Source organism: Pedobacter roseus, assembly GCF_014395225.1.
Taxonomy (GTDB): Bacteria; Bacteroidota; Bacteroidia; order Sphingobacteriales; family Sphingobacteriaceae; genus Pedobacter; species Pedobacter roseus.
In genome coordinates this window covers 5796132-5820728 of the sequence record NZ_CP060723.1, presented here as the reverse complement: position 1 = coordinate 5820728, position 24597 = coordinate 5796132, and the positions used below count along the sequence as shown (strand labels likewise).

At 39.7% G+C, this 24597-nt stretch carries 16 protein-coding genes and 1 pseudogene; 6 read left to right on the top strand and 11 right to left on the bottom strand.

The annotated features are described in order from the left end of the window. Nucleotides 1-38: 38 nt before the first annotated feature. From H9L23_RS24065 to H9L23_RS24025, 9 genes are all read right to left on the bottom strand, one after another. A complete protein-coding gene (locus tag H9L23_RS24065; protein WP_187592682.1) occupies nt 39-662 on the bottom strand; it encodes a tetratricopeptide repeat protein in 624 nt (207 codons plus the stop codon). Next, entirely contained in the window at nt 650-1792 is a 1143-nt protein-coding gene (locus H9L23_RS24060; protein WP_187592681.1) for a hypothetical protein, read from the bottom strand. The genes H9L23_RS24065 and H9L23_RS24060 overlap by 13 nt, the downstream gene beginning before the upstream one ends. Next, nucleotides 1771-3918, bottom strand: a complete 2148-nt coding sequence (locus tag H9L23_RS24055) for an urea transporter (RefSeq protein WP_187592680.1) — start codon at nt 3916-3918, stop codon at nt 1771-1773. The genes H9L23_RS24060 and H9L23_RS24055 overlap by 22 nt, the downstream gene beginning before the upstream one ends. 47 nt (nt 3919-3965) lie before the next feature. Then, a complete protein-coding gene (locus H9L23_RS24050; RefSeq protein WP_187592679.1) occupies nt 3966-5309 on the bottom strand; it encodes a type III PLP-dependent enzyme domain-containing protein in 1344 nt (447 codons plus the stop codon). Between the two features lie 136 nt (nt 5310-5445). Continuing rightward, nucleotides 5446-6513 carry an ATP-grasp domain-containing protein gene (locus H9L23_RS24045; protein ID WP_187592678.1) on the bottom strand — a complete coding sequence of 356 codons (1068 nt, stop codon included), beginning with the start codon at nt 6511-6513 and terminating at the stop codon, nt 5446-5448. A gap of 18 nt (nt 6514-6531) precedes the next feature. After that, a complete protein-coding gene (locus H9L23_RS24040) occupies nt 6532-6774 on the bottom strand; it encodes a PqqD family protein (RefSeq protein ID WP_187592677.1) in 243 nt (80 codons plus the stop codon). Further along, on the bottom strand, nt 6771-7472 hold the full coding sequence (locus tag H9L23_RS24035) for a LytR/AlgR family response regulator transcription factor (protein ID WP_025143322.1): 702 nt from the start codon (nt 7470-7472) through the stop codon (nt 6771-6773). Before H9L23_RS24035 ends, H9L23_RS24040 begins: the two co-directional genes overlap by 4 nt. 11 nt (nt 7473-7483) lie before the next feature. Next, a complete protein-coding gene (locus tag H9L23_RS24030; RefSeq protein WP_187592676.1) occupies nt 7484-8671 on the bottom strand; it encodes a sensor histidine kinase in 1188 nt (395 codons plus the stop codon). Between the two features lie 54 nt (nt 8672-8725). After that, nucleotides 8726-9229, bottom strand: coding sequence for a hypothetical protein (locus H9L23_RS24025; protein WP_187592675.1), 504 nt, complete (start codon nt 9227-9229; stop codon nt 8726-8728). Between the two features lie 444 nt (nt 9230-9673). Here H9L23_RS24025 and H9L23_RS24020 point away from each other — a divergent pair, with 444 nt between their 5' ends. Continuing rightward, on the top strand, nt 9674-10018 hold the full coding sequence (locus tag H9L23_RS24020) for a four-helix bundle copper-binding protein (RefSeq protein ID WP_187592674.1): 345 nt from the start codon (nt 9674-9676) through the stop codon (nt 10016-10018). 59 nt (nt 10019-10077) lie between these two features. Here the strand turns inward: H9L23_RS24020 and H9L23_RS24015 are convergent. Continuing rightward, nucleotides 10078-11624: pseudogene (locus H9L23_RS24015) on the bottom strand (trypsin-like peptidase domain-containing protein). Nucleotides 11625-12023: 399 nt separating this feature from the next. Here H9L23_RS24015 and dapF point away from each other — a divergent pair. The 5 genes from dapF (at nt 12024) to H9L23_RS23990 (ending at nt 23470) form a co-directional block, all read left to right on the top strand. Then, the gene (dapF, locus tag H9L23_RS24010; protein WP_187592673.1) at nt 12024-12806 is read left to right on the top strand and encodes a diaminopimelate epimerase; all 783 of its coding nucleotides are present in this window, start codon (nt 12024-12026) and stop codon (nt 12804-12806) included. Between the two features lie 419 nt (nt 12807-13225). Further along, entirely contained in the window at nt 13226-14395 is a 1170-nt protein-coding gene (locus H9L23_RS24005; protein WP_246474772.1) for an efflux RND transporter periplasmic adaptor subunit, read from the top strand. 49 nt (nt 14396-14444) lie between these two features. Beyond that, nucleotides 14445-17627, top strand: a complete 3183-nt coding sequence (locus H9L23_RS24000) for an efflux RND transporter permease subunit (RefSeq protein WP_187592672.1) — start codon at nt 14445-14447, stop codon at nt 17625-17627. Between the two features lie 10 nt (nt 17628-17637). Further along, nucleotides 17638-19038, top strand: coding sequence for an efflux transporter outer membrane subunit (locus tag H9L23_RS23995; protein WP_187592671.1), 1401 nt, complete (start codon nt 17638-17640; stop codon nt 19036-19038). 898 nt (nt 19039-19936) lie between these two features. Further along, nucleotides 19937-23470, top strand: coding sequence for a gliding motility-associated C-terminal domain-containing protein (locus tag H9L23_RS23990; protein ID WP_187592670.1), 3534 nt, complete (start codon nt 19937-19939; stop codon nt 23468-23470). Here H9L23_RS23990 and H9L23_RS23985 read toward each other — a convergent pair. Beyond that, complete coding sequence (locus H9L23_RS23985) at nt 23467-24477, bottom strand: PorP/SprF family type IX secretion system membrane protein (protein ID WP_187592669.1); 1011 nt, start codon at nt 24475-24477, stop codon at nt 23467-23469. The genes H9L23_RS23990 and H9L23_RS23985 overlap by 4 nt on opposite strands. Between the last annotated feature and the right edge of the window lie 120 nt (nt 24478-24597).

Sequence of the window (24597 nt, the reverse complement as noted above, 5' to 3'; positions counted from 1 at the left end):
ATAATTGCTAAATATATTGACTATATGCCTTTTAAGCGCTATTTAGTGGCCCGATTTAATCCGTCAGTACTCGATTTATCGCCCGGTTTTATCAATAATGCGCGTTCAAAACAGGCCCTGGCTTCGGGTTTTCTGCCTGAAAAAAGCAAAGACCAGCCTAACATGTGGTTGCCGTCATAATCAAAAGGATACAAAGCCACCACTTTTGCAAAATATTTGGATGCGGCGGCATACTGTTTTCTATTGTAAATGATAATACCTGCCCAATAATTGGCCTGGGTATTTTGTGCATCAATTTTAAGGATGTTGTTATACTGTTCCATCACCTTTTCCCAGCTGCTTAAAAGGGAAAGGGGCTTGATTAAACCAAACTTTGCTTCGACAGCAGTTGGTCGGGCATTAACAGCCCTGGTATAATAATTTTGCGATGCAGTATAATTTCTCGCTAAATAGTATAACCAACCGATGCGGAGGTTGATCTCATAATTGTTTTCGGAGTAAAACGGCATTACATCACTAATGGCTTCGGCATAGTTTTTTTTGCTTTCCTCATAATAACTATTCTGAAAAGCTTTTTGCAATGCTGCATTTGTTTGGGCGCTTACCTCAAAAACAGATAAGCCCAGCATTGCAAGTACGGTAAATCGCTTTAAAAATTCCATGTAATGCCTCCGTTTATTGAGTGTTGTAAATAGTTAAATTTAAATATATTATCAGATTTACGTTCAAATGTATAATTCAAACCTAAAAGTAAGTGGTGTTTTAACAAAAAATAACAATTTGCACCTGCTTTAAACTTAGTTTTATCGAAACCGTTATAAATATACAAAGCATCGGCTTCTGCATAATTATATTGATCACCCAAAGTAACCACACTTTCGAACCATAAATTATGCAGGGGTTTAAAGCCAAACAACTGTTGAAAAACGATATTATTGGCACCCAATACATTAACAAGCGAAAAACGGCTAATGCTGTAAAAATTTAGATTGCCCGATATATATTTTACAAACTGCAGGTTATACTGTCTTGTTTTTTCATCCCCGATATGTGAAAGCACAAAATCGCCCTGTATATCGCTGCCATTACCTGCATATTTAATTCCACCTAATACAGCATTATTCTGATACACCAAGCGCCTTAAATTGGAACGCATGTAATGATAAGCACCAATAAAACTAAACTGCCTGAAAGGAGTGTAAGTAAGTTTGGCATAGTAACCCGGCTGACTGATATTATCGTTACGTACAGGCTGGTTATAATAAGAAAAAGAAGTTGATAAACTTAATTTATAATTCAACCTCATATCAAGAAAAGCCCTCGAAAAGGATGAATTTCCACGTTCGTAAATATTGGTAAACTTCATTCCACTTTCTGCGCCAATACCTCTTAATTTAAAAGAATGGATCTGCTCTCCTTCTACTACATTACTATCCAAATGAGAAGCCAGGTAACCTGCATTTTCATCCCGGTTTAAATAGGTGTTACATAAGTAAGCATAATAAATTGCGATCTGATTGTGTTTATCGCTATCTAAAACTTTATTATACTGGGCCAGGGCTTCAACATAATTCTCCCTTACAAAACTGGCATAAGCGATCCGTAACCTTAATAATGGAAAATCCTCGCCGGTTTGTAGTGCATCCTTTCCATAAACAATGAGCTTCTGCCATTCTGAAGCATTAAAAAGGGCTAAAGAAATGCTGTCTGTTTTCTGATAAGAAGTTTGTGCTTTTCCAACCGTTATCAAAACAATTAAAAGCACAAAGGTTAAACCAAGCTTGTTTCCCATTTTACTTTTAATTTTTGATTACCCTGTTCAATCTGCATTTGGGTGATGCCTTTGCTATCAAGGCATATCATGGCATTCGTAAATATTTTATCTTGGTTAAAAACCTGCTTTTTAGCTTCTATATGAATAGATAACCCGTCATTTTTGAATAGGATATGATTGGAGTATAGATAATGGGTAAAGATGAAAAATGGTGCTAAAAGATCCTGAAGCCAAAGCGAAGGTTTAAACCTTTCAGGGTCTGCAGCATATTGATCCATCACGGCATGTGCTGAATAATCAATTTTGTAGGCCGCCTGGTAAAAAAGGAAGAGAATTGATTTCCTGTCACCATAAAACCTGGTAAAATAAAATACGTTTGAGTTATTCACAAAATAGGCAATGGCCTGGTTTTCGCGACAGTAAAAATAGGTAGCATTAAAATCGTCGGTAAATACTTCCCAGGTTTCCTTTTCCCCGTTATTGGTTGTTACTGTACCGATGTAGCCTGGCTGGAAATGGAAAGCATTTTTTAAATAAGCGTTAATTTCTGGCTTTTGAACGGTCTCCCCTTCTACAGGGATTTGGAAAGTGTTTAATTTAGCATTGTTTTCATAGTAAGCAAATGGATAAGCCAGGGTTTTAGAACCAATATATGGCGTGCACTGTACCTGAAAATGCAAATGAGGTTCCGGAGAGCGACCTGAATTGCCACATAGGCCAATAATATCACCCTGTTTTACTACATCACCAGTTTTTACTTTTATGCTGTTCTTTTTTAAATGAGAAACTTTGGTAAATAAATGCTCAGTGTGTTTGATAACGATGGTATTGCCCCAGTTCTGCTGCAGGTTAACCTGCCCGATCACATTATCATCAATATGGCTGATCACTTCCTGAACAATCCCGTCTCCTGCGGCAAGAACCGGTTTGTTAAAGCAATAATAATCTTCAGGTTTGATGCCCGGCAGTTCATAACTTTTATCATCGATATCTTTTAATACAAAATCTAAGGCATGCTGCCAATCACCTTTATGGGTAATTTCTCCTTGATAACCTTGCGAAACCGTCCATGCGCCCATAAAAGGCAAACTTAAATTGAAATATTGAAAATCTTTAAGCCGTGACTTTCCACTTAAAGATTGATAGAGGTTGGTTTCGGGCGAATAGTTTTGAAATGCTGTGAGTTGTAGTTTTTGAGGGTTTTTCCTCATCATGAAAAAGTAAAGCAAACCAATTGTGATTAAACAGAAAGGCATAGAAAACACAGGGAGATTATAAAATCCAAGCAACCTCGAAAGGGCATTTAAAACCAAAAAAGTAAAAGGCATAACCGCTATTGCCCAGACATAAGACCGCCAGGACGGAATGATGAAAAAGCCACCAATGGCGCAGCTTACCATCATAAAATTTGCACCGAGGTAATAATTGCTGATGCCGTCCGGATAGGTTCCTGTGAGGTAATTAACAAAGCACGCTGTAATGAAACCAATCAGCAATAAACTAAAACCAATACGCGAATGGATAAAAACCCCAATACTGATCAATATTCCGGCTAATACACTATTTTGAAATACTACAGCACTTACCGACCGGAAGAAAAGCAAGGCATAAGCCGGTATTTTTAAATTGTCGAAAAAATCGCAAAGTTTTGTAAAATTAGATGGCGCACCAGTATTGAGCTCAAACAATAACGAACTACTTTTCTGTACTAATCCCATGCCCTGATACCCGTTAGCAGCGATTAAAACGAACCAAAAAGTAATAATAAACGGGATAGACAATGTTGGCAAGCTATATTTACCCAAAAAGGAACGCAAATTAACACTTAACACTACACAAAGCAGGCTTGCTGCCGATAACCAAAGCCAAAAAGTAAAATTAAAGCTAAAGAAAGTTCCAAAACCAATTCCCAGCAAAAGAGAATTAAAAGTATATAAACCGGTTTTAATGTCTTCTCTATTAAATCCTAAAGCAGTAACTAAAATTAGGGATGCCATTACACCAATCAAACCTGTAAGCCCGGCGTTAAAATTGAACATGGAAACTATAAACAACAGCACACCCAAAATCTTATTCTTCGAAAAGAATAAAATGCCGTAGCTGTTTAAAGCTGAGCTAAGATAATATTGCAGGTGTTTTTTCAAGTTCAATTGTCATTTCAAAGAAGGCAAGTTTTTAAAACTTGACTTCTTTATTTTAAATGCTCTGGCATCTCTTCCATCATTTCTAAATAAGCCAGTGTTTCGGGCTTTCTGATCTGGTGGCTTTTCCCTTTCATATCAATCAACACCACAGCTGGCCGCATGTTGATAAATTGCATCCACTGCGTCATGTTATAAGCCCCTACTTTATGCACCACCACCTGATCTCCACGCTCTAAAAGTGGCAGAGTGATGCTTTCGCGTACTACATCAATGTTCATGCACAGCGGGCCAAACAAAACCGTTTCTTCGGTATATTGACCAGCTTCTTTAGCCACACTTATTTTATGGTCGTACCAATTGGAAGTAAATAGAATATTAATGCCAAAATCGAGAATGGTTGCCCTCCTGCCATCACTCAGGCGTTTATTGGCCAGTACACTTCCAATCAAATAACCTGCATCATCAATAAGCACCCTACCACTTTCTAAAACTAAAAGTGGAAGTTCATCTGCTGCAAAGCCGAAATTTAAAATGGTAGTGGTAATGGCATCTGCAAAATCCTCAACCAACGGAACGGTATCAACTCCGGGCAGATAAGCCCCTTTTAAGGTATTGGTTGAAGGAAAACCTCCTCCTAAATCTAAATATTGAACCGGATTTTGAAGTTCCGTTTTACAGCGCATGGCCAAATCGCAAAGTTTGGTTGCAGCTACCGCATAAGCCCCAGTAGATAACATAAATGTACCAATATGGCAATGCAAGCCAAGTAGCTCCAGATGTTCTGCTGCTACAATTTTGCTTATCGCCGACCAAGCCTGACCATTTTCGTAATTAAAACCAAAACGATCCCAAATAGGGTAAACGCCAGTATCGAAATTAATCCTCACTGCTACTTTCGCTTTTTTATTGATTCGTTTGCATATTTCGATCAAAAGATAAAGTTCATCATAATGATCAATATGAATCAGCGAATGGTTCTCTATCGCCAGGATTAAATCTGCTTCTTTTTTATCCGGTCCGTTAAATATAATCTGGTTACCAGCAACACCATTACCTAAAGCCTTATGGTACTCGAAACCCGAAACCACCTCTGCCCAGCTTCCTTCCTGGTGAAAAATCTTGCAAACTGCGTTTAGGTAATTCGTTTTATAACTCCACGCAAACTGAACTTTTGGATAACGGGTTTTAAACGAACGTACCGCAGCCTGGTAATTACGCCTGATCTGCTTTTCTGACAAAATAAAAACCGGCGAACCATACTCAGCCACCAAACTTTTAACCGGAACACCGTCAATCGCTTCAACAGGATCAAAATCGTTACGGGTACCAAACTTGTTCATCAGTCCGGTATTCATTTTCCTTATGGTTGGTCGTTCGTATTTTTGTTTCATTTGTTAAGAGTATTAAGCGTTAAAGTGTCGTTGCATCAAGTAGGGAGTATCAGGTATCAAGGTTTAAGTAACAAGTATCAAGATAGGATTTGACGTTGGATTAATTTGCCCTACACCTTCTTACCTTTTACCTTTCTTACAGTTCTCCAAAGGCCGATAGCTTCTGGAATTCTTCTACATCTACAATATTGTCCCAGGCATAACGAATAAACATTTTACCTGATTTATAGTCTTTCATTTCTTCTACCGGGTTTCCTAAGGCCAAATCTACCAAAGCTTTGGGCTGATTTTGACCTGCGGCTGCTGTTAAATATACCCAGGCCGGAAAGCGCGGATTTACTTCCATAATGTACAGGCTTCCATTATCGTCCATCATAATTTCGAGTTCGAAACCACCTCTCCATTCGGTTGCTTTTACAAAATCTTTGGCTAAGGAAATTAATTTTTCATCCTCAATCGTAATCCCCGCCCAGGCTTTGCCTTTTTCGGTGATGTAAAGTTTCCGCATCGGGATCACGCTGATGGCATTTCCTTTTCCATCGCCTAAACCCGCTATGTTAATTTCGGTTCCTTTTATAAATTTTTGCAGGATAATGGGTAAACCCCACCTGGCCTGCAGTTTATGAAAGGCTTTATATGCATCAGCAATATTCAGCGTGGTATATGCTTCGTAAAATTTACCTTTCACCATCAACGGAAATCCAAATTTATGGGCAACCTGGTCTATTTCTGAAGCTGTAAAAACCACTTCATCAGCGGGTACATTAAACTGATGTTTCTTTCCAAACTCACTAAGATTAACTTTATCTCTTTGAGCAAGCTGTTGGTGCGATGGCAAAAAGGTATGGATCCCCATTTGAAGCAAAGCCTGCTCTATTTTTATAAAATTGTATAATTCTGCATCAAAATTGGGAATGAGTACATCAATCCGCTCAATATCCTGTATTTGTTGTAAACGTATTTTTAAAGCTCCAGTTCCAGCCGTTGGGTAGGGTAACCGATAAGTTTTATCTACCTGATCCCTTAAATAAATCGCCGGCTCCAAAGTTTCGTAAGCCAAACCGATTATCCTTAAACCTTCTCCAAAACCAGCACGCAATGCCCTTATAACCGCCAGCCCAGGGCCGGGATTATCGTTTGCATTTAAACCTGTAACCGCTATGGTCAGGCTTTTGCCTTTATTTAGATCTGGAGAAACGTACATGATTAGCTTTTTTTTTGGCTACAAATCTAAAAGATTTGCCTCCTTTAATTGTAACATATAATCATCCCAGTCTCTTTCCAGCTGGTTTGATTCTACGTCGTAATGATCCAATATTTTCTTTTTGATTTCCGCTTCGCTTTCGCCCGATTTCATATAGGCCAAAATTTCGGCAGCAATGGTATTACTGGTAAATGAATCACCCGTGGCAGGATTGAAAATAAACCCGTTTTCGCTGGTGGCAATATTCGCTTTTAACTTCATATTCCTTTTTGTTGATTAATGAAACCACTATAGGCATCGCCGATAGGTAGTTCAGCATAATTTAAGTGTACTTTTCTGTTGTGTATCGATTTTATTTTGGCCAAGGCTACGATAAAGCTCCGGTGAACGCGGGCAAACTGATCTTCAGGCAATTTTTCTAAAACTTTTTTCATCGTCATCAACGTTAAAATGGGCTTATCGATATTGCTGAGGTAAATTTTAAGGTAATCGCCCATACTTTCGATGTATTCAATATCACGGAGCAAAATTTTGATCATTTTATACTCCGAATACACATAAATGCTTTCATCATTGGTATTTTCCTGCGTGGCATTTTTGTATTTATGATAATCGATGGCTTTTTCTACCGCAGCAGTAAAGCGGTTAAAATCTATAGGCTTTAACAGATAGTCGATTGCCTGCAACTCATAACTTTCGAAAGCATAATTCCGGTAGGCGGTGGTAAAAATAATCATCGGACTGTTTACCAGGCTCCGCACCAGTTCTACCCCGGTAATATCAGGCATGTTTACGTCTACAAAAAGCAGGTCGACAGGAGTTTGCTTCAGGTATTCTGCACCCGATAGGGCATCTTCAAAAACCTGTACCAATTGAAGGTCGGGAAAGCGGGATACATACGTTTTGATGAGCTCGAGTGCCAATGGCTCATCATCAATAGCTACACATTTTAAGGCCATAGTCTGTTAATTTAGCAATCTACACAAAGTTTAACGGTAAACATGTCGTTTGTATTCTCAATATCCAGGCGGTGCTGCCGGGCATAAAGATGCGATAACCGTTGGCGGGTATTCGCAATACCTATCCCGGAGCGCTCCAAATTAGACTTGTGGTTATAAATTTTATTCTGGCATGAAAAATCAATCCTTTCGGTATCTATACCTAAATTGATATTGATTACCGTTTTTTCCTTTTTGGTTACCCCATATTTAAAGGCATTTTCGATAAACGTCATGAAAATTAATGGCGCAATTTTTTTCCCATCAGGTTTGCCCTGAACGTTGAAGTTGATCTCCGCATCAGCACCCAATCTTAATCTTTGCAGTTCGATATAATCGCGTACACAATCGATCTCATCTTTAAGCATTACAAAATCCTGGGTTACATCATCTGTAACGTAACGCATAATGTTAGATAACTTCATAATACTTTCTGAAGTATGCTCACTGTTGATCACCGACTGGGTATAAATGTTGTTCAGGGTATTAAACAGGAAATGTGGATTGATCTGCGCTTTGAGGAAAGAAAGCTCGGCTGTAGCCTTTTCTGCCTCAGCCTTTACCACTTTAGATTCGGCCGTTTGCCAGCGCTGTACGGTACTGGTGGCAATACTCAAACCCATAATCATAAAGAAAATAAAAAGGCTGATCACATCGATATTCATGGGCTGGTGCAGATCCAGAATTCCGTCGGGCTTTTTTAAATTGGGATCCTGCATCCTTAAATCTTCGTTTGGCAGAGGACCGAAAGGCATTTCTACTTTAGGGCCAACATCTGGATCTTTTCCGGGCTGTAACGATTGGTTTAAACCTTTCGGCTGTGAATTGGGCGGGCCATTTAATGCTGCCATTACACTCTTGTTGTGGCCTAATAAATTATCATAAGGTTGAGCATAATACACAAAACTAAAAAGTAACAACACTGCCGCAATGTAGATTACATACCTTTTTTTAAACATTAAGCGTGGCACTAAAACCAGCTCATTGAAATAAAACATCAGCATATAAGTACCACAGAAAAGCCAGTAATAAGGCGATGCAAGCAACAAAAAACTACTTTGCCCCGATTGTTCGTTATTGATGAACAATAGCGGAAAGGTTAAAAATAAAAGCCAACCAGCCACATGAATGATGAAAGTTGGGGTTTTAAATTGCTGCATGCTACAAATTAATGATATTTTTTCTGGCTATCTGATCAAAATGATCGTTCATTTTTAATTATACACCAGGCTTTCCTCCTGTTGGTAATTCACGATCAGGTTTTCCGCAACCTTAACCATCAGGGTTTCGTTTTCATTGCCCTCATAACTTAAAATCATTAAATCGCCAATCATTTCATGCAATATTAATTTTGGGCTGGTATAAGTAATGGAAACTACATGAGCGCCTTTATTTAAAAGATCTGAACTGCAAAGATGTAATTCGGCCCAATCGAAAATAATCGGGTGATCTTCGAGGTCATTTAACACTGGCATTTTATTTTCCAGGGTGGCTATGCTATTTATTACGGCATATTGAAGTTTCTGATGTAAAACGTTGGCCTTAACGTTGGCCTGTTGCATTTGCGAAAAGGTATGAAGGTGATGATCTAAACTATATATCTTTGATTTTTTTTGAAATTCTTTGTAGGTATCGTGAAATATCCGTCTTTCAAAATCGGTTCTGCACATGAAATTGAAATATTGTTTTACGCTGAGGTTGATGTGAGCTAAAGCCATAATATTCGGTTTTTGTTGCTGATTCAAATATGGAACAATAAAAAAATTTAATTTATAGAGTATCGGTAAACACTGATTATCAATCGGTAAATGGCGAAACTAAATCTTGATTATGAAAAACGGATGAATATTGTTTTGCGTATAAGAAAGGGAGCTGATCAACAAAGATTTAAGGTATTTTAACAAATAGGGTTGTCATTCTGAACGTAGTGAAAAATCTTTCGCCGATGAAACACAGAACCTGAACAAACTGATGCAATTCCTTCATTAGGATACTGGATGACAAATTCTCCGTGTTTATCCGTGTTTATCCGTGGCAAAAATATAACGCAATGGTCTGTGTCCCACAGACCATGGAATAACCCCAATTCATTTTTTAAAAACACTTTAATTTCCATCAGGTTATTACTATACAAAACATTTATAACCAAAATAATTACCGATATGGAAACGAGAAACAACCACGGCTTAATCCAGGCTCTACTAGATTGCGCATTAGCATGTGAACATTGTGCGTCATCATGCTTAAAAGAAGAAGACATTAACATGATGATCGATTGCATTAAACTCGACAGGGATTGTGCCGATATCTGTACCCAGGCAGCCAGGTTACTGCAGAGAGATTCGGTTATTGCTCACAAATATTTGTTGCTCTGCGAGGAAATATGCAGGCTTTGTGCTGCAGAATGTGGTAAACATGATCACGAACATTGCAGACAGTGTGCCGTAGCCTGCGAAGAATGTGCAGATGCCTGCCATGCCAATCACGAACCAATTAACCAGGACTAAAAAAGAAAAGCCTCCCGATGTAAAATCAGGAGGCTTTCTTCAAATTTTATTAAAGTTAATTACTGTGCAGGGAAACTGTAGTTATATGATCCTTGCTCACCAACACCAGAAATACTCACCATGTTATTTCTACCTAAAGGCAATGCTTTTTGAACATCAGCCACAGAATTTACCGGTTGTCCGTTTACTTTGGTGATAATTAAACCTTTTTCTACCCCAATATTATCGAAAGCTTTTCCGGTGGTAACAGAAGTTACTACTACACCACTGTTAATGCCATATTTCGATTTTTGAGCCTGGCTAGCCGGAGCGAAAGTTGCACCCAATTTACTTACTTCGGCACTTTTGCTTGCATTGTTATTTGCAGTTAAACCTACACTTGCTTCACCTTTAAGGGTAACAGTATAATCTTTTAAAGCACCATCACGCAATACCGTTAATTTAACTTTATCGCCAGGGTTTAAACGGCCTACTCTTTCCTGAAGATCAGGTGAATCGTTGATTACTACACCGTCAACTTTTTTGATTACGTCGCCTGATTTAATACCCGCAGCAGCAGCACCGCCACCTGCAACAACATCATTCACATATAAACCACTAATTTCATTGGTTTTAATGCCTTCTGGTTTTTCTTCGCCACTTAACGGTACGAAGTTAACACCGATATAACCACGTTTAACTGAACCATATTTCATAAAATCGTCAACAATTTTACGGGCTAAGTTAACCGGGATTGCAAACCCATAACCTTGGTTATAACCGCTTTGTGAAGCAATCGCAGAGTTAATACCTACTAATTCTCCATTTGCGTTTACCAAAGCACCACCACTGTTACCAGGGTTAATGGCAGCATCTGTCTGGATAAATGATTCGATACTGGTATTTGCCGGGCGATCTGGTCTTTTACCAGTACGTTGGTATTCGCGGTATTCTTCTTCAGTAATCTCATTGCCTTGTTGCTCGCGACCGATAATACCGATGCTGCGGTTTTTAGCACTTACAATACCTGCGGTAACAGTTGTATTTAAATCTAACGGGAAACCAACTGCCAAAACCCACTCTCCTACCTGAACATTATCAGAATTACCCATTTTCACTACTGGTAAACCAGTTGCATTTACTTTAATTAAAGCTAAATCTGTATTCGGATCGCGGCCAATCACTTTCGCCTCTACCTTACGTCTATCTGTTAATACTACCTCAACTTTCTCTGCATTTTCTACTACGTGGTTGTTAGTAACGATATAACCATCCTGACTGATAATTACACCAGATCCTGATGCTGCTCTTGGCTGGCGCTGCATCTGACGGCCACCGCCGCCGAAGAAATCTTCCATCATATCAAAAGGAGAAGAAGAACCCTGACCTTTCGATGCCGCGTAAGTTGTTTTAATGTGAACCACACCTGGCGCAACCGCTGCTGCTGCCTGTGTAAAATCTGTAGCACCTGCTGATGTTACTTTTAGTGGATTATTGGCAAAGTACAAATTCTGCTTCTCAGTAATGGTACTGCCAGTTTGGTTACGCTCAAATAGTTTGTAACCCCAATTGCTGCTGCTCCACCTATAAAAGCAGCTAACAAGGTAATTCCTAATATTTTTTTCATGTGTTTGTAAATTGTTTTTTAATGGCCATGAAGCTATTAAAAGCTTAATATACTTTTAAAATTGATTAGCTTTTAATGGTTTCATGTGTTTGTAAATTGTTTTTTAAAGCCATGATTTTATAATAAGCTGTTTTGCTAGCTAATTGTTTAGCTTATCATATTTCATTTGTTAAATATTATTGTTTGCGGGAGCGTTTTTTATTTTGATTTAAGCAGGATGCTCCAGCAGTTTTTATCTGCTCAAATTTTCTTTAGTAAGTTTATTCAAATTTAATACCATATAAACGATATTTGTATCCTCAAAGCACTTAGTTTTGTGTTAAAAAATGTTAAATTAAAAAACACAATCCGCTTATTACCTTTTGCAACTCAAATATTGCATTAAAAAATGAAGCTTTCATGAAAATTAATTTTTATAAATACCAAGGCGCAGGCAACGATTTCATTTTGATAGACCACACTACAAGTTCGTTAGAAAATATTGACAATCAACTAGTTGAACAATTATGCCACAGACGATTTGGCATTGGTGCCGATGGATTAATGTTCATTACAAAGCACGAGGATTACGATTTTGAGATGCATTATTTCAATGCAGATGGCAAGTTGGGCAGTATGTGCGGAAATGGTGGCAGGTGCATCGTAGCTTTTGCCAAACAACTTGGCATTATTGATCGCGAAACCAACTTTTTGGCAGTAGACGGACCGCACTATGCCAGAATTTCAGAAAATGGTGAATGGGTTGACCTGCAGATGATTGATGTAGATACCATCACCAAAGATGGGGAGGCTTATGTGCTCAATACCGGTTCGCCACATTATGTTGCTTTACAAAGTGATTTGAAAGACCTGGATGTTTTTCATGAAGGGAAAAGTATTCGGTATAATTCAACTTATGCAGAAAAAGGTATAAATGTAAACTTTGTTGAGGATAAGGGCGACCATTTGTTTGTACGGACTTACGAACGTGGTGTAGAAGATGAAACTTATGCCTGTGGCACAGGGGTAACAGCGGTTGCCATGGCTATAGCAAAACATAAAAACCAAACCGGCCATATTAAAACTGATATTAAGGTTTTAGGCGGCGATATTAAAATAGAATTCGATTACGACGGTAAAGCATTTACCAATGTATTTTTATGCGGCCCGGCCAAATTGGTTTTTGAGGGAGAAGTAGAGTAATCTTTTTATAAACCTCGTAGGTTTTTGAAACCTGCGAGGTTTAGTTGCGATCCAAATATCTCGTGTAAAACATACACCACCAACGCTTTTTGTTTGTTAAAACAAACAGGATTAATCGTTTAAAAATCGCTTCCTAACAAGCAATTTTAACACCATTTAACATCTGTCGCAAGATATTTACACATCACTTTCAGGCATAAAATGGCACTCAAACAGCTTTAAAACAGTCATTTAAACCAAATTAATCACGTTTTCAATCAAAAAATAAATCAATCGATTGATTAAATGACAGAATTTGGACAGAATTATTTTTTTTTAGGCTCTATTTTTGGGCAATTATCGGCGGAAATCGAAGTCCTAAATTTTGACGACGCTCTTAATTCCGGAAATTTAAATTTATACACACACAGAAATAGTCCATGAGAAAAGTAACAACTCTCTTTTTTAGCATGAGCATGGGTATGCTCTTAGCATCCTGCGGAAACAACGATGCTGCTAAAAAAGCCGCAGCTGCAGCAGCAGCTGGTCCACAAGCTTACCCGGTTTTTACCGTAAATTCACAAAACACCACTTTAGATTCTGATTATCCGGCAACGATTGAAGGTATTCAAAATATCGATATCCGCCCTAAGGTTGATGGCTTTATAGAAAAGATTTTTGTAGATGAGGGTGCGGTGGTTAAAAAAGGCCAGTTACTTTTCACCATTAATGCGCCTCAGTACGAGCAGCAGGTACGCACAGCAAGAGCAGCGATTAGCAGTGCAGAAGCGGATGTTAATGCGGCCCAGCTAACGGTAAACAAAACCAGGCCTTTGGTAGAAAAAGACATCATCAGCAAATACGATCTTGATGCAGCTCAATTAACACTTCAAAGCAGAAAAGCAGCATTGGCACAGGCAAAAGCCGAATTGGCAAATGCACAGGTAAACTTAGGTTATACTTCGGTTAAGAGCCCGGTTGATGGTGTGGTTGGCAGTATTCCATTCAGAAATGGAAGTTTGGTGAGCAGCACCAGTACCCAGCCATTAACAACAGTTTCTAACACTTCAAAGGTTTATGCTTACTTCTCTTTAAATGAGAAACAGCTTTTAGATTTTTCTAAAACCTATAAAGGAAATACCTTGGCACAGCAAATGAAAAACATCCCGGCGGTAAGTTTGGTGCTGGCAGATGGAACAATTTATGCACAAAATGGAAAAATTGAATCTATCAACGGACAAATTAATACCAGCACAGGTGCTGCAAGTTTAAGGGCAACCTTCCCCAACCCTATTTCTTTATTAAAAAATGGAGCAAGTGCTTCTGTAAGGGTTCCTCAGCACATTGAGAATGCAATTTTAATTCCTCAAAAATCAACAATCGATTTACAGGGCAAAAAATTCGTTTATGTTCTGGGCGATTCTGCAAAAACCATTAGTACCGAAATCGAGATTATGGATTTGGCCAAAGGCAAGTTCTATGTCGTAACTAAAGGTTTAAAAGCTGGGGATAAAGTTGTTCTTGAGGGTTTCCAATCGTTAAAAGACGGAACGAAAATCAAACCTGAAGAAAAAAATGCTGATTCAGTTTATGCTGATATCAAGAAATAACAATATAATCATTGCCAATCACACTATTGCAGTGTAATCAATATTAATTATGTTTAAGAAATTTATAGAAAGACCGGTTTTATCAACGGTTATATCCATCATCATCGTAATACTCGGTGTTTTAGGTTTAGCTACGTTGCCGGTTTCACAATATCCGGAAATTGCCCCGCCAACGGTGCAGGTTTCTACTTCATACCAGGGTGCCAACGCCGATGTGGTTATGAATAGCGTTGTTGTTCCGCTGGAAGAGCAGATAAATGGTGTGGAAGACATGACCTACATGACTTCTACCGCCAGTAACGATGGTTCTGCAACCATTACCGTAAACTTTAAACTGGGTACTAACCCCGATCTTGCGGCGGTTAACGTACAGAACAGGGTGGCACGTGCGACCAGTTTATTACCTGCAGAGGTGACCAAATCGGGAGTTATTACGGCTAAAAGACAGGCGAGTAACGTGTTGATCTTTGGTTTATATAGCGACGATCCTTCTTATGATCAGAAGTTTTTGCAGAACTATGCAAACATCAACATCATCCCGCAGATTAAACGTATCAATGGTGTGGGTGATGCAAGTGCATTCGGAACGTTGGATTATACCATGCGTATCTGGTTAAAACCTGATGTAATGGCAACCTATGGCTTGGTTCCGAACGATATTAACGTTGCCCTTGCCGATCAGAACGTGGAGGCTGCACCAGGTCAGTTTGGAGAGCTTGGCGATCAGGCATTTCAATATACCTTAAAATATACCGGCAGGTTAAAAGATGAGGCCCAGTTTGGCAACATCATTATCCGTACCACCGATAACGGCCAGATTCTCCGTTTAAAAGACATCGCAAGGATCGAATTAGGTGCACAGAGTTATGCCAGTTCGGTTAAATTTAACGGCAAACAGGCATTGGGTATCGCGATTAACCAAACAGCAGGTTCAAATGCAAAAGAGGTAATCGAAAATTCCATCAAAACGCTTGATGAAGCTCAAAAATCTTTTCCAAAAGGCGTACATTATTCAACTTTGGTTAACGTAAACGACTTTTTGGATGCATCTATTGAAAAAGTGCTTCACACCTTAATCGAAGCATTTATTTTGGTGTTCTTAGTAGTATTTATCTTCCTACAGGATTTCCGTTCAACCTTGATCCCGGCAATCAGTGTGCCGGTGGCGATTATCGGAACGTTCTTCTTCCTGAGTTTGTTTGGATTTACCATCAACTTGCTCACCTTATTCGCACTTGTGCTGGCTATTGGTATTGTGGTGGATGACGCGATTGTGGTAGTAGAGGCTGTGCACGCCAAGCTGGATGAAGGTTATACCGATGCCAGAAAAGCAACCATAGATGCGATGGACGATATTAGTGGAGCGATTATTTCGATTACTCTGGTAATGGCTGCCGTATTTATCCCGGTGAGTTTCATCTCCGGATCTTCGGGAGTATTTTACAAACAATTTGGTTTAACACTGGCCATTTCGATTATATTATCGGCCATTAACGCCTTAACTTTAAGTCCGGCATTATGTGCTTTATTCTTAAAACCGCACAAAGAAGAGCACAAAAAATCAAAGAACTTTTTAAACCGTTTTTACGATGCTTTTAATACTTCATTCGATGCGGTAACCGGAAAATATAAAAAATCGGTAGGCTTCCTTTCCAGAAAAAAATGGATTGTTGGATTGGCTATTGCTTTCTTCGCAGTAGTATTGGTTTGGACGATGAATACCACACCGAAAGGTTTTGTACCGAATGAGGATTTGGGAACCATCATGAGTGATATCTCATTACCAGCAGGAACCTCGCAAGAGGAAACCAATATTGTAATTGCAAAAATTGATAGTATCGCACACAAAATACCAGAAATTAAAAACACTTTAAGGGTTGTGGGCCGTAGTATGATCAGTGGTTCTGGTAGTTCTTACGGGATGGTAATTTCGCGTTTAACCCCTTGGGATGAACGTAAAGGCCGTGATGTAAAAACAATCATTGGCGAACTGTTTGCAAAAACTGCGGGTATTAAAGGTGCTAAAATTATTTTCTTTGCTCCGCCAACCATCCAGGGTTTTGGTACCAGTGGCGGTTTCGAGTTCCAGTTACAGGATAAAACCGGTGGAGATATTAAAAAATTCAACGAAATTGGAAACGCATTTTTAGCGGCGTTGAGTAAACGTCCAGAAATCCAATATGCATCAACCTCTTTTAACCCAAATTTCCCACAATATCAGATTGATGTAAATGTGGCAAAGGTTAAACAGGCTGGCCTGAATGTTAGTGATGTGTTGGGTGTAATGCAGGGCTATTATGGCGGTGTTTATGCCTCAAACTTTAACAAATTTGGTAAACAGTTTAGGGTAATGTTCCAGGCAGATGCCCAATACCGAGCAAACGAGCAAACGTTGACCCGTATTTTTGTTAGAAATTCTTCAGGGGCAATGGCTCCCGTATCAGAGTTTATTACTTTAACCAAAGTATACGGACCACAGGCTATTTCGCGTTTCAACTTGTTTACTTCAATTTCGGTAACCGGTAACCCAAATGCAGGTTATAGTTCGGGTGATGCTTTGAAGGCTGTTCAGGAAGAGGCTGCTAAAAACCTTCCGGCAGGATATGGCTATGAATTTTCGGGTTTATCACGTGAGGAGATGGCAGGTGGCAGTCAAACCGTATTCATCTTTTTACTTTGCGTAATTTTTGTTTATTTCTTACTTGCTGCACAGTACGAAAGTTATATTTTACCACTAGCGGTTTTATTCTCGCTACCAGTTGGTTTGGCAGGTGTATTCGTTTTTGACAAAATTTTTGGGGTGGATAACAACATTTATACACAGATTACCCTGATTATGCTTGTAGGACTACTCGCTAAGAATGCCATTTTGATCGTAGAATATGCGGTAGATAGAAGAAGAAAAGGCATGAGCATAGCGAACGCGGCGATAGATGGTGCAACAGCACGTTTACGTCCGATTTTGATGACTTCATTTGCCTTTATCTTAGGATTATTGCCACTGATGTTATCATCAGGTGTGGGCGCCGCGGGTAATACCTCAATTGGTACAGGTGCCGTTGGTGGTATGTTGATCGGAACAATTTTTGGGGTTTTCGTAATTCCGGCTCTGTTTATCATATTCCAATCCTTACAGGAGCGCATCAGTAATAAATCACCTTTTAACGAAGGCATTGATCATGAACAAACGCCAGAGGAATATGAATTGGCTACTGCGAACAGCAAACATTAATATTAAGAAAATGAATTTTAGATATAAGCATTCCATTTTAATAGGTTTAGCCATTGTTACCCTGAGTGCCTGCGTAACTAAAAAATACGAACGCCCCCAGCTAACAAGCGAAGGTTTATACCGCGATAATAGTACAACAGATACCACTACGATGGCAGACCTGCAGTGGAAAACGCTGTTTTCGGATACCACCTTACAATCGTTAATCCAGCAGGGCATAAATGAAAATTTAGACCTGAAACAGGCGATTGAGCGGATCAAAATTGCAGAGGCTACTTTAATACAGAGCCGTGGTGCATTGCTGCCAAGCTTACAGGCCGATGTAAACGTAACCGATAATAAGGCATCTGCAGCTGCACAGAATTTTCCCGCTGGAATTAACATTAATTTAGAAACCCAAACCTACAAAGCACAACTGAGTACCAGTTGGGAAGCTGATATATGGGGAAAGTTAACCAGTGCAAAACGTGGTGCTTATGCTACATTGCTACAAAGCGATGCCGCAAAAAGAGCCGTACAAACACAATTGATTGCTACCATTGCCAATAATTATTATACCTTATTAGCCCTTGATAAGCAACTGGCCATTACAGAGCAAACCATTAAGGTTAGAACCCAGGATGTGGAAACCATGAAAGCACTAAAGCAAGGTGCGGTAGTTAATGGTGCAGCAGTAGTACAAAGTGAAGCCAATTTATATGCGGCTCAGGTAACCGTACCGGATTTAAAAAGAAGCATAAAAGAAGCTGAAAATGCTTTAAGTATATTGGTAGCCAAAGCGCCAAATGCGATTAACCGTACTACACTGGATCAGCAAACCCCTTACGCCAATTTACAAACAGGCGTTTCTGCACAGTTGTTAAAAAACCGTCCGGATGTAATTGCTGCCGAATTTGGATTCAGATCAGCTTTTGAAAACACCAATGTAGCTAAAGCTTACTTTTATCCTGCTTTAACTATTACCGCAGCAGGTGGTTTATCGAGTTTGCAGTTAAGCGATTTCTTCAGCAAATCTATCTTCTATAATTTAGTGGGAGGTTTAACCCAGCCGATTTTTGCAAAAGGGGCCAATAAAGCACGTTTAAAAACAGCAGAAGCCAATCAGCAGATTGCTTTTTACACTTTCCAACAAACCCTTTTAACCGGCGGACAGGAAGTATCAAACGCATTATATGCTTACCAAACCGCTGCAGAAAAAGAGGAAACAAGGGCGAAGCAGATTGCTTCATTAACCAAAGCAGTCGATTTTACCAAAGAGTTATTGCGTTACAGCTCGGCAACAAATTATACTGATGTACTAACTTCAGAACAAAGTTTATTAAGCGCTCAGTTGAGCGGTATTAACGATAGATTACAAAAACTGCAATCAGTTGTTAACCTATACCGTGCATTAGGCGGTGGCTGGAAATAAATAAGAATTAACAGGCACATTTAAAGGCATTCTGATTTTTCAGGATGCCTTTTTTCATTTCATTCCATAGCCTGTGTCCCCACAGGTCATCGCGTTGCTTTTTGCCAAGGAGGCAGGGTACAACACGGAGGATTTTTTTTCATCCTGAATCGCAATTTATTTTATAAAAATCGATTAAATGACAAGTAATTCTATTTAATTGATAGGCAGAGAGGAATCGTTATTCCCAACCGGATAGCTATCGGGTTGATTGGGAACCTTCATGCAAGTGCTTTAAGATTTCCGCCTACGCCTACCGTGCGGACATAATTAATTTTAATATTTTTCTGCCGCTCTATGCCGCGGTTGCATGATACTTTGGAGCGCCAAAGTACCCAAAGCGCTTCGTCAATCCAGCAATGAGCCTTTTGCACAATCCCATGCCCATCAAAAAAACAGTGGCACTTTGTTTTGTGTTCAATATTTTTTAAAATTAAATAATCGTTATGAACACAAAACCACTGCGTTTCAGGTTTGTTAGTGCCAATTTACCTGAACTGCACCTGTTTTTTTGATTTCCCTGGCTCTTGGGATTGACTGCGTCCTTGGTTAAAATGCGTGCTTTATTAAAGTTGGTTAGCAAAATGCCTAAAATATTCTTAAAAATATGTGTCTACATGGTAGGCCTGCGCTGGAATGACGCCGCACTACTGGAATCTACCTATGTTAACGCAGCAAAAGATATTTAAAACCAGATTAATACGATAGAATCCCCAATCCCATGTTCTCTGTGTCTCCCTCAGTGAACTCGGTGGTAAAAAACCAAGACAACTCATTTTCAGAAAAATAATGTAGGTTTGTGAACTAAAACCCTAGCCACTAAACTTTTATTTGTATTTTGGCTGTACCAAACATTTTTATGCGTCTCTCAAAACTGCTGGCCCTGTTTGTGGGCTTATTTTTCTTTAATAATATTTACGCTCAAACTTATGTGGTTACCAGTAATGCCGATAGCGGCCCTGGAACATTAAGGGAAGGCTTAATGCAAGCTGCTGCAGCCAACAGAACAACTACTTTTACCATCAATTTTAATTTACCGGGCACCCCTAGCGATAATGCCAACCGCACCATCAGGTTGCGTTCTGCCCTACCTGTGGTCTCATCCAATGTAATAATCGACGGAAGCTCACAAACGGCATGGCCAGCACTTGGCGTTTCGGGAGCAAAAGTAATTTTAGAACCCGAATATCCCAACAGCACCTTTTCAGGGTTAACAATCGGGCAGTCTTTGGATACTCAAATTCAAACCACTGGTGTGGAAGTATATGGTTTGTACATCAGAAATTTCGCTACCATCACCAATTTACAAAATGTTAACACAGCCCAGGGATCGGGTATTGTGATCGACTACCGTGCAAATAACATCACCATTGGCGCCCCCGGAAAAGGAAATGTAATTGGTGGAAATATTAACGGTATTGCCATTCGGAATAACTACATCTATAGTAACATCACCGCCACTAAAATTAAGATCCAATCGAATTTAATCGGGGTAATATACGATGGGATTACCCCCAACACCAATGTTTTTGGTATATCTGCCAATTTATACGACAGTGCTTTGGATATTGGTGGTGACAATGGTGGCGAAGGCAACGTAATTGCCGCAAACCGGATCAATTTAGACATTACCCGCTCATCTTACTCCACCACTGCAAGATTTGACATCAATATCATCAATAACAAAATCGGTGTCGACTACACAGGCAAGAAAGATTTTCATGAGTTACCTATTTTTCTTTCGTCCTCCTCTTTAGAAATTGCAGGTTTAAAGGTTAATGCCATCAATACAGCACTTTATGTGCGCAACAATATTATTGGTGGAAATAGAACCACTGGTGTTTCGATTACCAATTCAGATTTTATTCTAACGGGCAACGCAATCGGAACAGATGCCGCCGGAGCTGTGGTGATGGGCAATGGCATCGGCGTTAAAATAGAAGCAGGCGCAGGTGGAACAATCGGTGGGGCAACTCCGGCAGAAGTTAACTTAATTGCCAATAACAGCTTCGGGGTTGAAACCGTATCTTCTAAACCTGTAAAAATTACAAGGAACAGTTTCTTTTGTAACAGGACATTTGGAATTGGAAAAACATTAACTATTCTTCAACCCTATATCCAGGTCCTCAAAAAAAGGAATGACTACGTTTCTGGCAGGGCTACACCTAACTCAGAAGTAGAACTGTTTTATACCGTAAACTGTCAGGGTATCTGCGAGGGTAAAATCTATATTGCCACTGTACAAACTGGTAGTGATGGCCGCTGGGAGTACAATGGAACCCTTACCGGAATGGTTACCGCAACTGCCAGTTTGTTAAATGCAACTACCTCACCATTTTCTACCGCCGAGCTTTTGCCTAATGAAGCGATAGTTGAACCCGTAACCTGCAATGCAAATGGATCAATCACCATACCAGAGCCCCGCGAAGGTTTTACTTTTAGCTGGGTAAAAATAGAAACTGATGGCAGCCGGGTACCTAAAGGAAATACACAAAGTATCACTAATTTAGAGGTTGGCACTTATGAAGTAACTGTTGATGATGGCTGTAAAGCTTTTCCTTCAGTATTCATCATTAAAGATCAAAAATTAACCAAACCCAATATCCAACCGATTTCTCCTGCCTGCGGACAAACTTCTTTTACTTATACGGCTGAGGTTTTAAGGGGAAAAGGAGTATTAAAATACAAGTGGACCAATACGGCAACAAATGTTGTAGTAAGTACTGCTAACCCTGCCAACTTACCTGAAGGTACTTATTTTGTAACTGTATCGGATGAAGCAAACTGCTCACTCGATTCAGATCCGATTACGGTTAAAAGAAAACCAAAAATTATCATCACCAGTACCACAGCACCAAAACACGCAACTTGTGGCAGCCAAAATGGAGCAATCAAGGATTTAAAATTTACCGATTTCACCGGAACAATGACTTATAAATGGTATAAACCAGATCTTCTTACCGGCGCTCTAGGTGATGTAATTGCAACCACCGCCGACCTCCAAAATGTTGAAGGTGGTAATTATACCATTGTGGTAACCGATCAGGGAGAGTGCGGATCTACTTCTGCTTCTTATTTTATTATTACCGATAATACCATCCAGATCAGCGATGCTTCGATCAGAAAAAATGAAACCTGTAACAGCAGCAATGGCACCATAGGTGGGATTACTTTAACAGATGCAGATGGTTACGAGTGGATAGGGCCAGATGGGATTACCATTAAAAAAGGTACTTATTCTGTAGGAACATCTTTATTAATCGAAAACCTAAAAGCTGGTTCTTACAGGCTTTGGGCAAGCAACAGCAAGTCTACCTGTCCAAGGGTTCCAAGAGATTTTGTGGTAACTGCAACACCACTTCCGGTTTACAACTTTTCGCACCGCGAATCGCCAACAACCTGTGGTTTAATTAATGGAACCATTGATCTTGATTTTAGCTCGGCCCTTCCATACCGATATGAGTGGAAAGATCAGGCAGGCAACATTGTTTTAAGTACCAAAACCACTACTTCCATTTCTCTTAAAAATTTACCTGGTGGTACTTATACCATGTATGCTTACGATATTAATAACTGTAGCCCGGTTATTATGGGCCCTTATACCATAGAGGTAACTCCACTGCTTACTATTGTGCCTAAAACCGGAACAACGGTAAAAGATGGGTGTACCCTGCAAAGGGGGGCGGTTACTGGCGTTGAGGTAATCGGCGGTGTACCTGGTTATACTTTTAAATGGTTAAACGAGACTGGCGAAGCCGTTCAGTTTACCCAGGATTTAACCAAAATTGGTGCGGGAATATACCGTTTAGAAGTTAAAGACAAAACAGCCTGCGGTTACGCCATCAGTGAGCCGTTTACCATCGTTGATGAGCCATTTAAAATCCTCGCTCCGATTATCAATGATCTCCGCGTTTGTTATGTTTCTGATATTGTATTGCCCGTAATTGCTCCGGAAGAAGGCACCTATCAGTTATTCGAAAAACTTGATGATACCAAGCCATTTTTAGAAAGCACTACAGGCATTTTCAAATTTAAAGTGGCTAAAACTGCTGATTATTATATACGTAGAAAACTGGGATCCTGTACCAGCGAATTTACCAAAGTACATGTAGAAGTAACCCACGATAACCTGGAAATCACCAATACTATGACGCCAAACGGCGATGGTATGAATGATGTTTGGCAGGTAAGAGGATTACCCGATTTTAAAGGCACCAACATTAAGATTTATACCCGTGGTGGTCAGCTGGTGTACGAATCTATCGGCAATTACAACAAACCCTTTGATGGCCGTTTCAGGGATAAAGAATTACCTGCAGGGGTTTATTATTATGTGATTGATCTCCGGGCCGAATGCAAACCATTGGGCGGCAGTATTACACTGTTACGTTAAAACTGCCTGCTTGGGCATGCTACCTGATAACGGTTGTTTAATAAAATGCCCAATACAATTTCGTGGGTACCATTATTTACCGAGCGTAAACCTGAAGTATTTACATCATACGAATAGCTCAGGTTTACCAACGAGGCAACGTTAAATCCTGCCAGAAGCGAAAAAGAATCATTATTCCTGAAACTGCTGCCTACCCAGAATTTATCTTTATAGGCAAATTTCAGGTTGGCATCAAATGCGGCAGGGGCATTGGTCCAATAAGTTATCAATGCAGATGGTATCATGGCAATATCTTCATCCAGGAATATTTTATAGCCGGCCGTGCCGTAAAAAGTAGCTGCCTGGTAAGCGTCAATTTTAACCTTATTACCTACCACACTGCTCTTATTACCAATAAGCTGCTTAGCCGAAAGGCCTGCAAAAAACCTCGGACTATACAACCAGATACCAGCGCCAACATCTGGTCTGATTTTATTGTTGTAATCGGCAGAAAATAATGGATCGCCCGACTCATCGGCTACAATTCCACGTACATCAACATTGATCGATTTAAACCCTGCAGATAACCCCAGCGATAAATTGATTTCATTGGTAAGCCCAAGGTGATAAGCATAAGTTACACCCACGTTGGTTTGCCTGATTAAACCCGCTTTATCCGTCATTGCTACCAAACCAATGCCATGGTGTGGCTCAGCAGCCGTGTAATTATTCACATAACTCCTGCTCATCGGGTTTTCGCCATTGCCTGCGAATGAGTTTACGTTGCTACGCACAAAATCTTCGCCAATAGCCGTACTCAAAGAAAGATACTGTGTGCTTGGCGAGCCTTCTAAACCGCTCCATTGTTTACGCAGACCAATTTTTAAATCGGTGTAGTTGTCGATACCCGATAATGCAGGGTTCAACAGGATATTATTGAAAATATATTGGGTACTCCGTGGAATTTCCTGTCCATAGCCAGAAAAAAACAGACAAGTGAACACAGAGAGCGTGTAAAAAAACTTCATTTAAGCTGGGATGATGCGTTAACCGACTGATAATAAAAAGCCTACCAATCAAAAGGCTAAGATAATAAGTTGTTGGCAATTACAAAGTATTAATATTTGCATGCAAAGCCGAATATTTTA

Bases quoted from the DNA above. Each gene is read 5' to 3' on its own strand.
- H9L23_RS24005 (WP_246474772.1), top strand. From the start codon at position 13,226: ATGAGAAAAGTAACAACTCTCTTTTTTAGCATGAGCATGGGTATGCTC.
- H9L23_RS24035 (WP_025143322.1), bottom strand. From the start codon at position 7,472: ATGGCCTTAAAATGTGTAGCTATTGATGATGAGCCATTGGCACTCGAG.
- H9L23_RS24040 (WP_187592677.1), bottom strand. From the start codon at position 6,774: ATGAAGTTAAAAGCGAATATTGCCACCAGCGAAAACGGGTTTATTTTC.
- H9L23_RS23985 (WP_187592669.1), bottom strand. From the start codon at position 24,477: ATGAAGTTTTTTTACACGCTCTCTGTGTTCACTTGTCTGTTTTTTTCT.
- H9L23_RS24000 (WP_187592672.1), top strand. From the start codon at position 14,445: ATGTTTAAGAAATTTATAGAAAGACCGGTTTTATCAACGGTTATATCC.
- dapF (WP_187592673.1), top strand. From the start codon at position 12,024: ATGAAAATTAATTTTTATAAATACCAAGGCGCAGGCAACGATTTCATT.
- H9L23_RS23995 (WP_187592671.1), top strand. From the start codon at position 17,638: ATGAATTTTAGATATAAGCATTCCATTTTAATAGGTTTAGCCATTGTT.
- H9L23_RS24050 (WP_187592679.1), bottom strand. From the start codon at position 5,309: ATGAAACAAAAATACGAACGACCAACCATAAGGAAAATGAATACCGGA.
- H9L23_RS24045 (WP_187592678.1), bottom strand. From the start codon at position 6,513: ATGTACGTTTCTCCAGATCTAAATAAAGGCAAAAGCCTGACCATAGCG.
- H9L23_RS24020 (WP_187592674.1), top strand. From the start codon at position 9,674: ATGGAAACGAGAAACAACCACGGCTTAATCCAGGCTCTACTAGATTGC.
- H9L23_RS24030 (WP_187592676.1), bottom strand. From the start codon at position 8,671: ATGCAGCAATTTAAAACCCCAACTTTCATCATTCATGTGGCTGGTTGG.
- H9L23_RS24025 (WP_187592675.1), bottom strand. From the start codon at position 9,229: ATGGCTTTAGCTCACATCAACCTCAGCGTAAAACAATATTTCAATTTC.
- H9L23_RS24060 (WP_187592681.1), bottom strand. From the start codon at position 1,792: ATGGGAAACAAGCTTGGTTTAACCTTTGTGCTTTTAATTGTTTTGATA.
- H9L23_RS24065 (WP_187592682.1), bottom strand. From the start codon at position 662: ATGGAATTTTTAAAGCGATTTACCGTACTTGCAATGCTGGGCTTATCT.
- H9L23_RS23990 (WP_187592670.1), top strand. From the start codon at position 19,937: ATGCGTCTCTCAAAACTGCTGGCCCTGTTTGTGGGCTTATTTTTCTTT.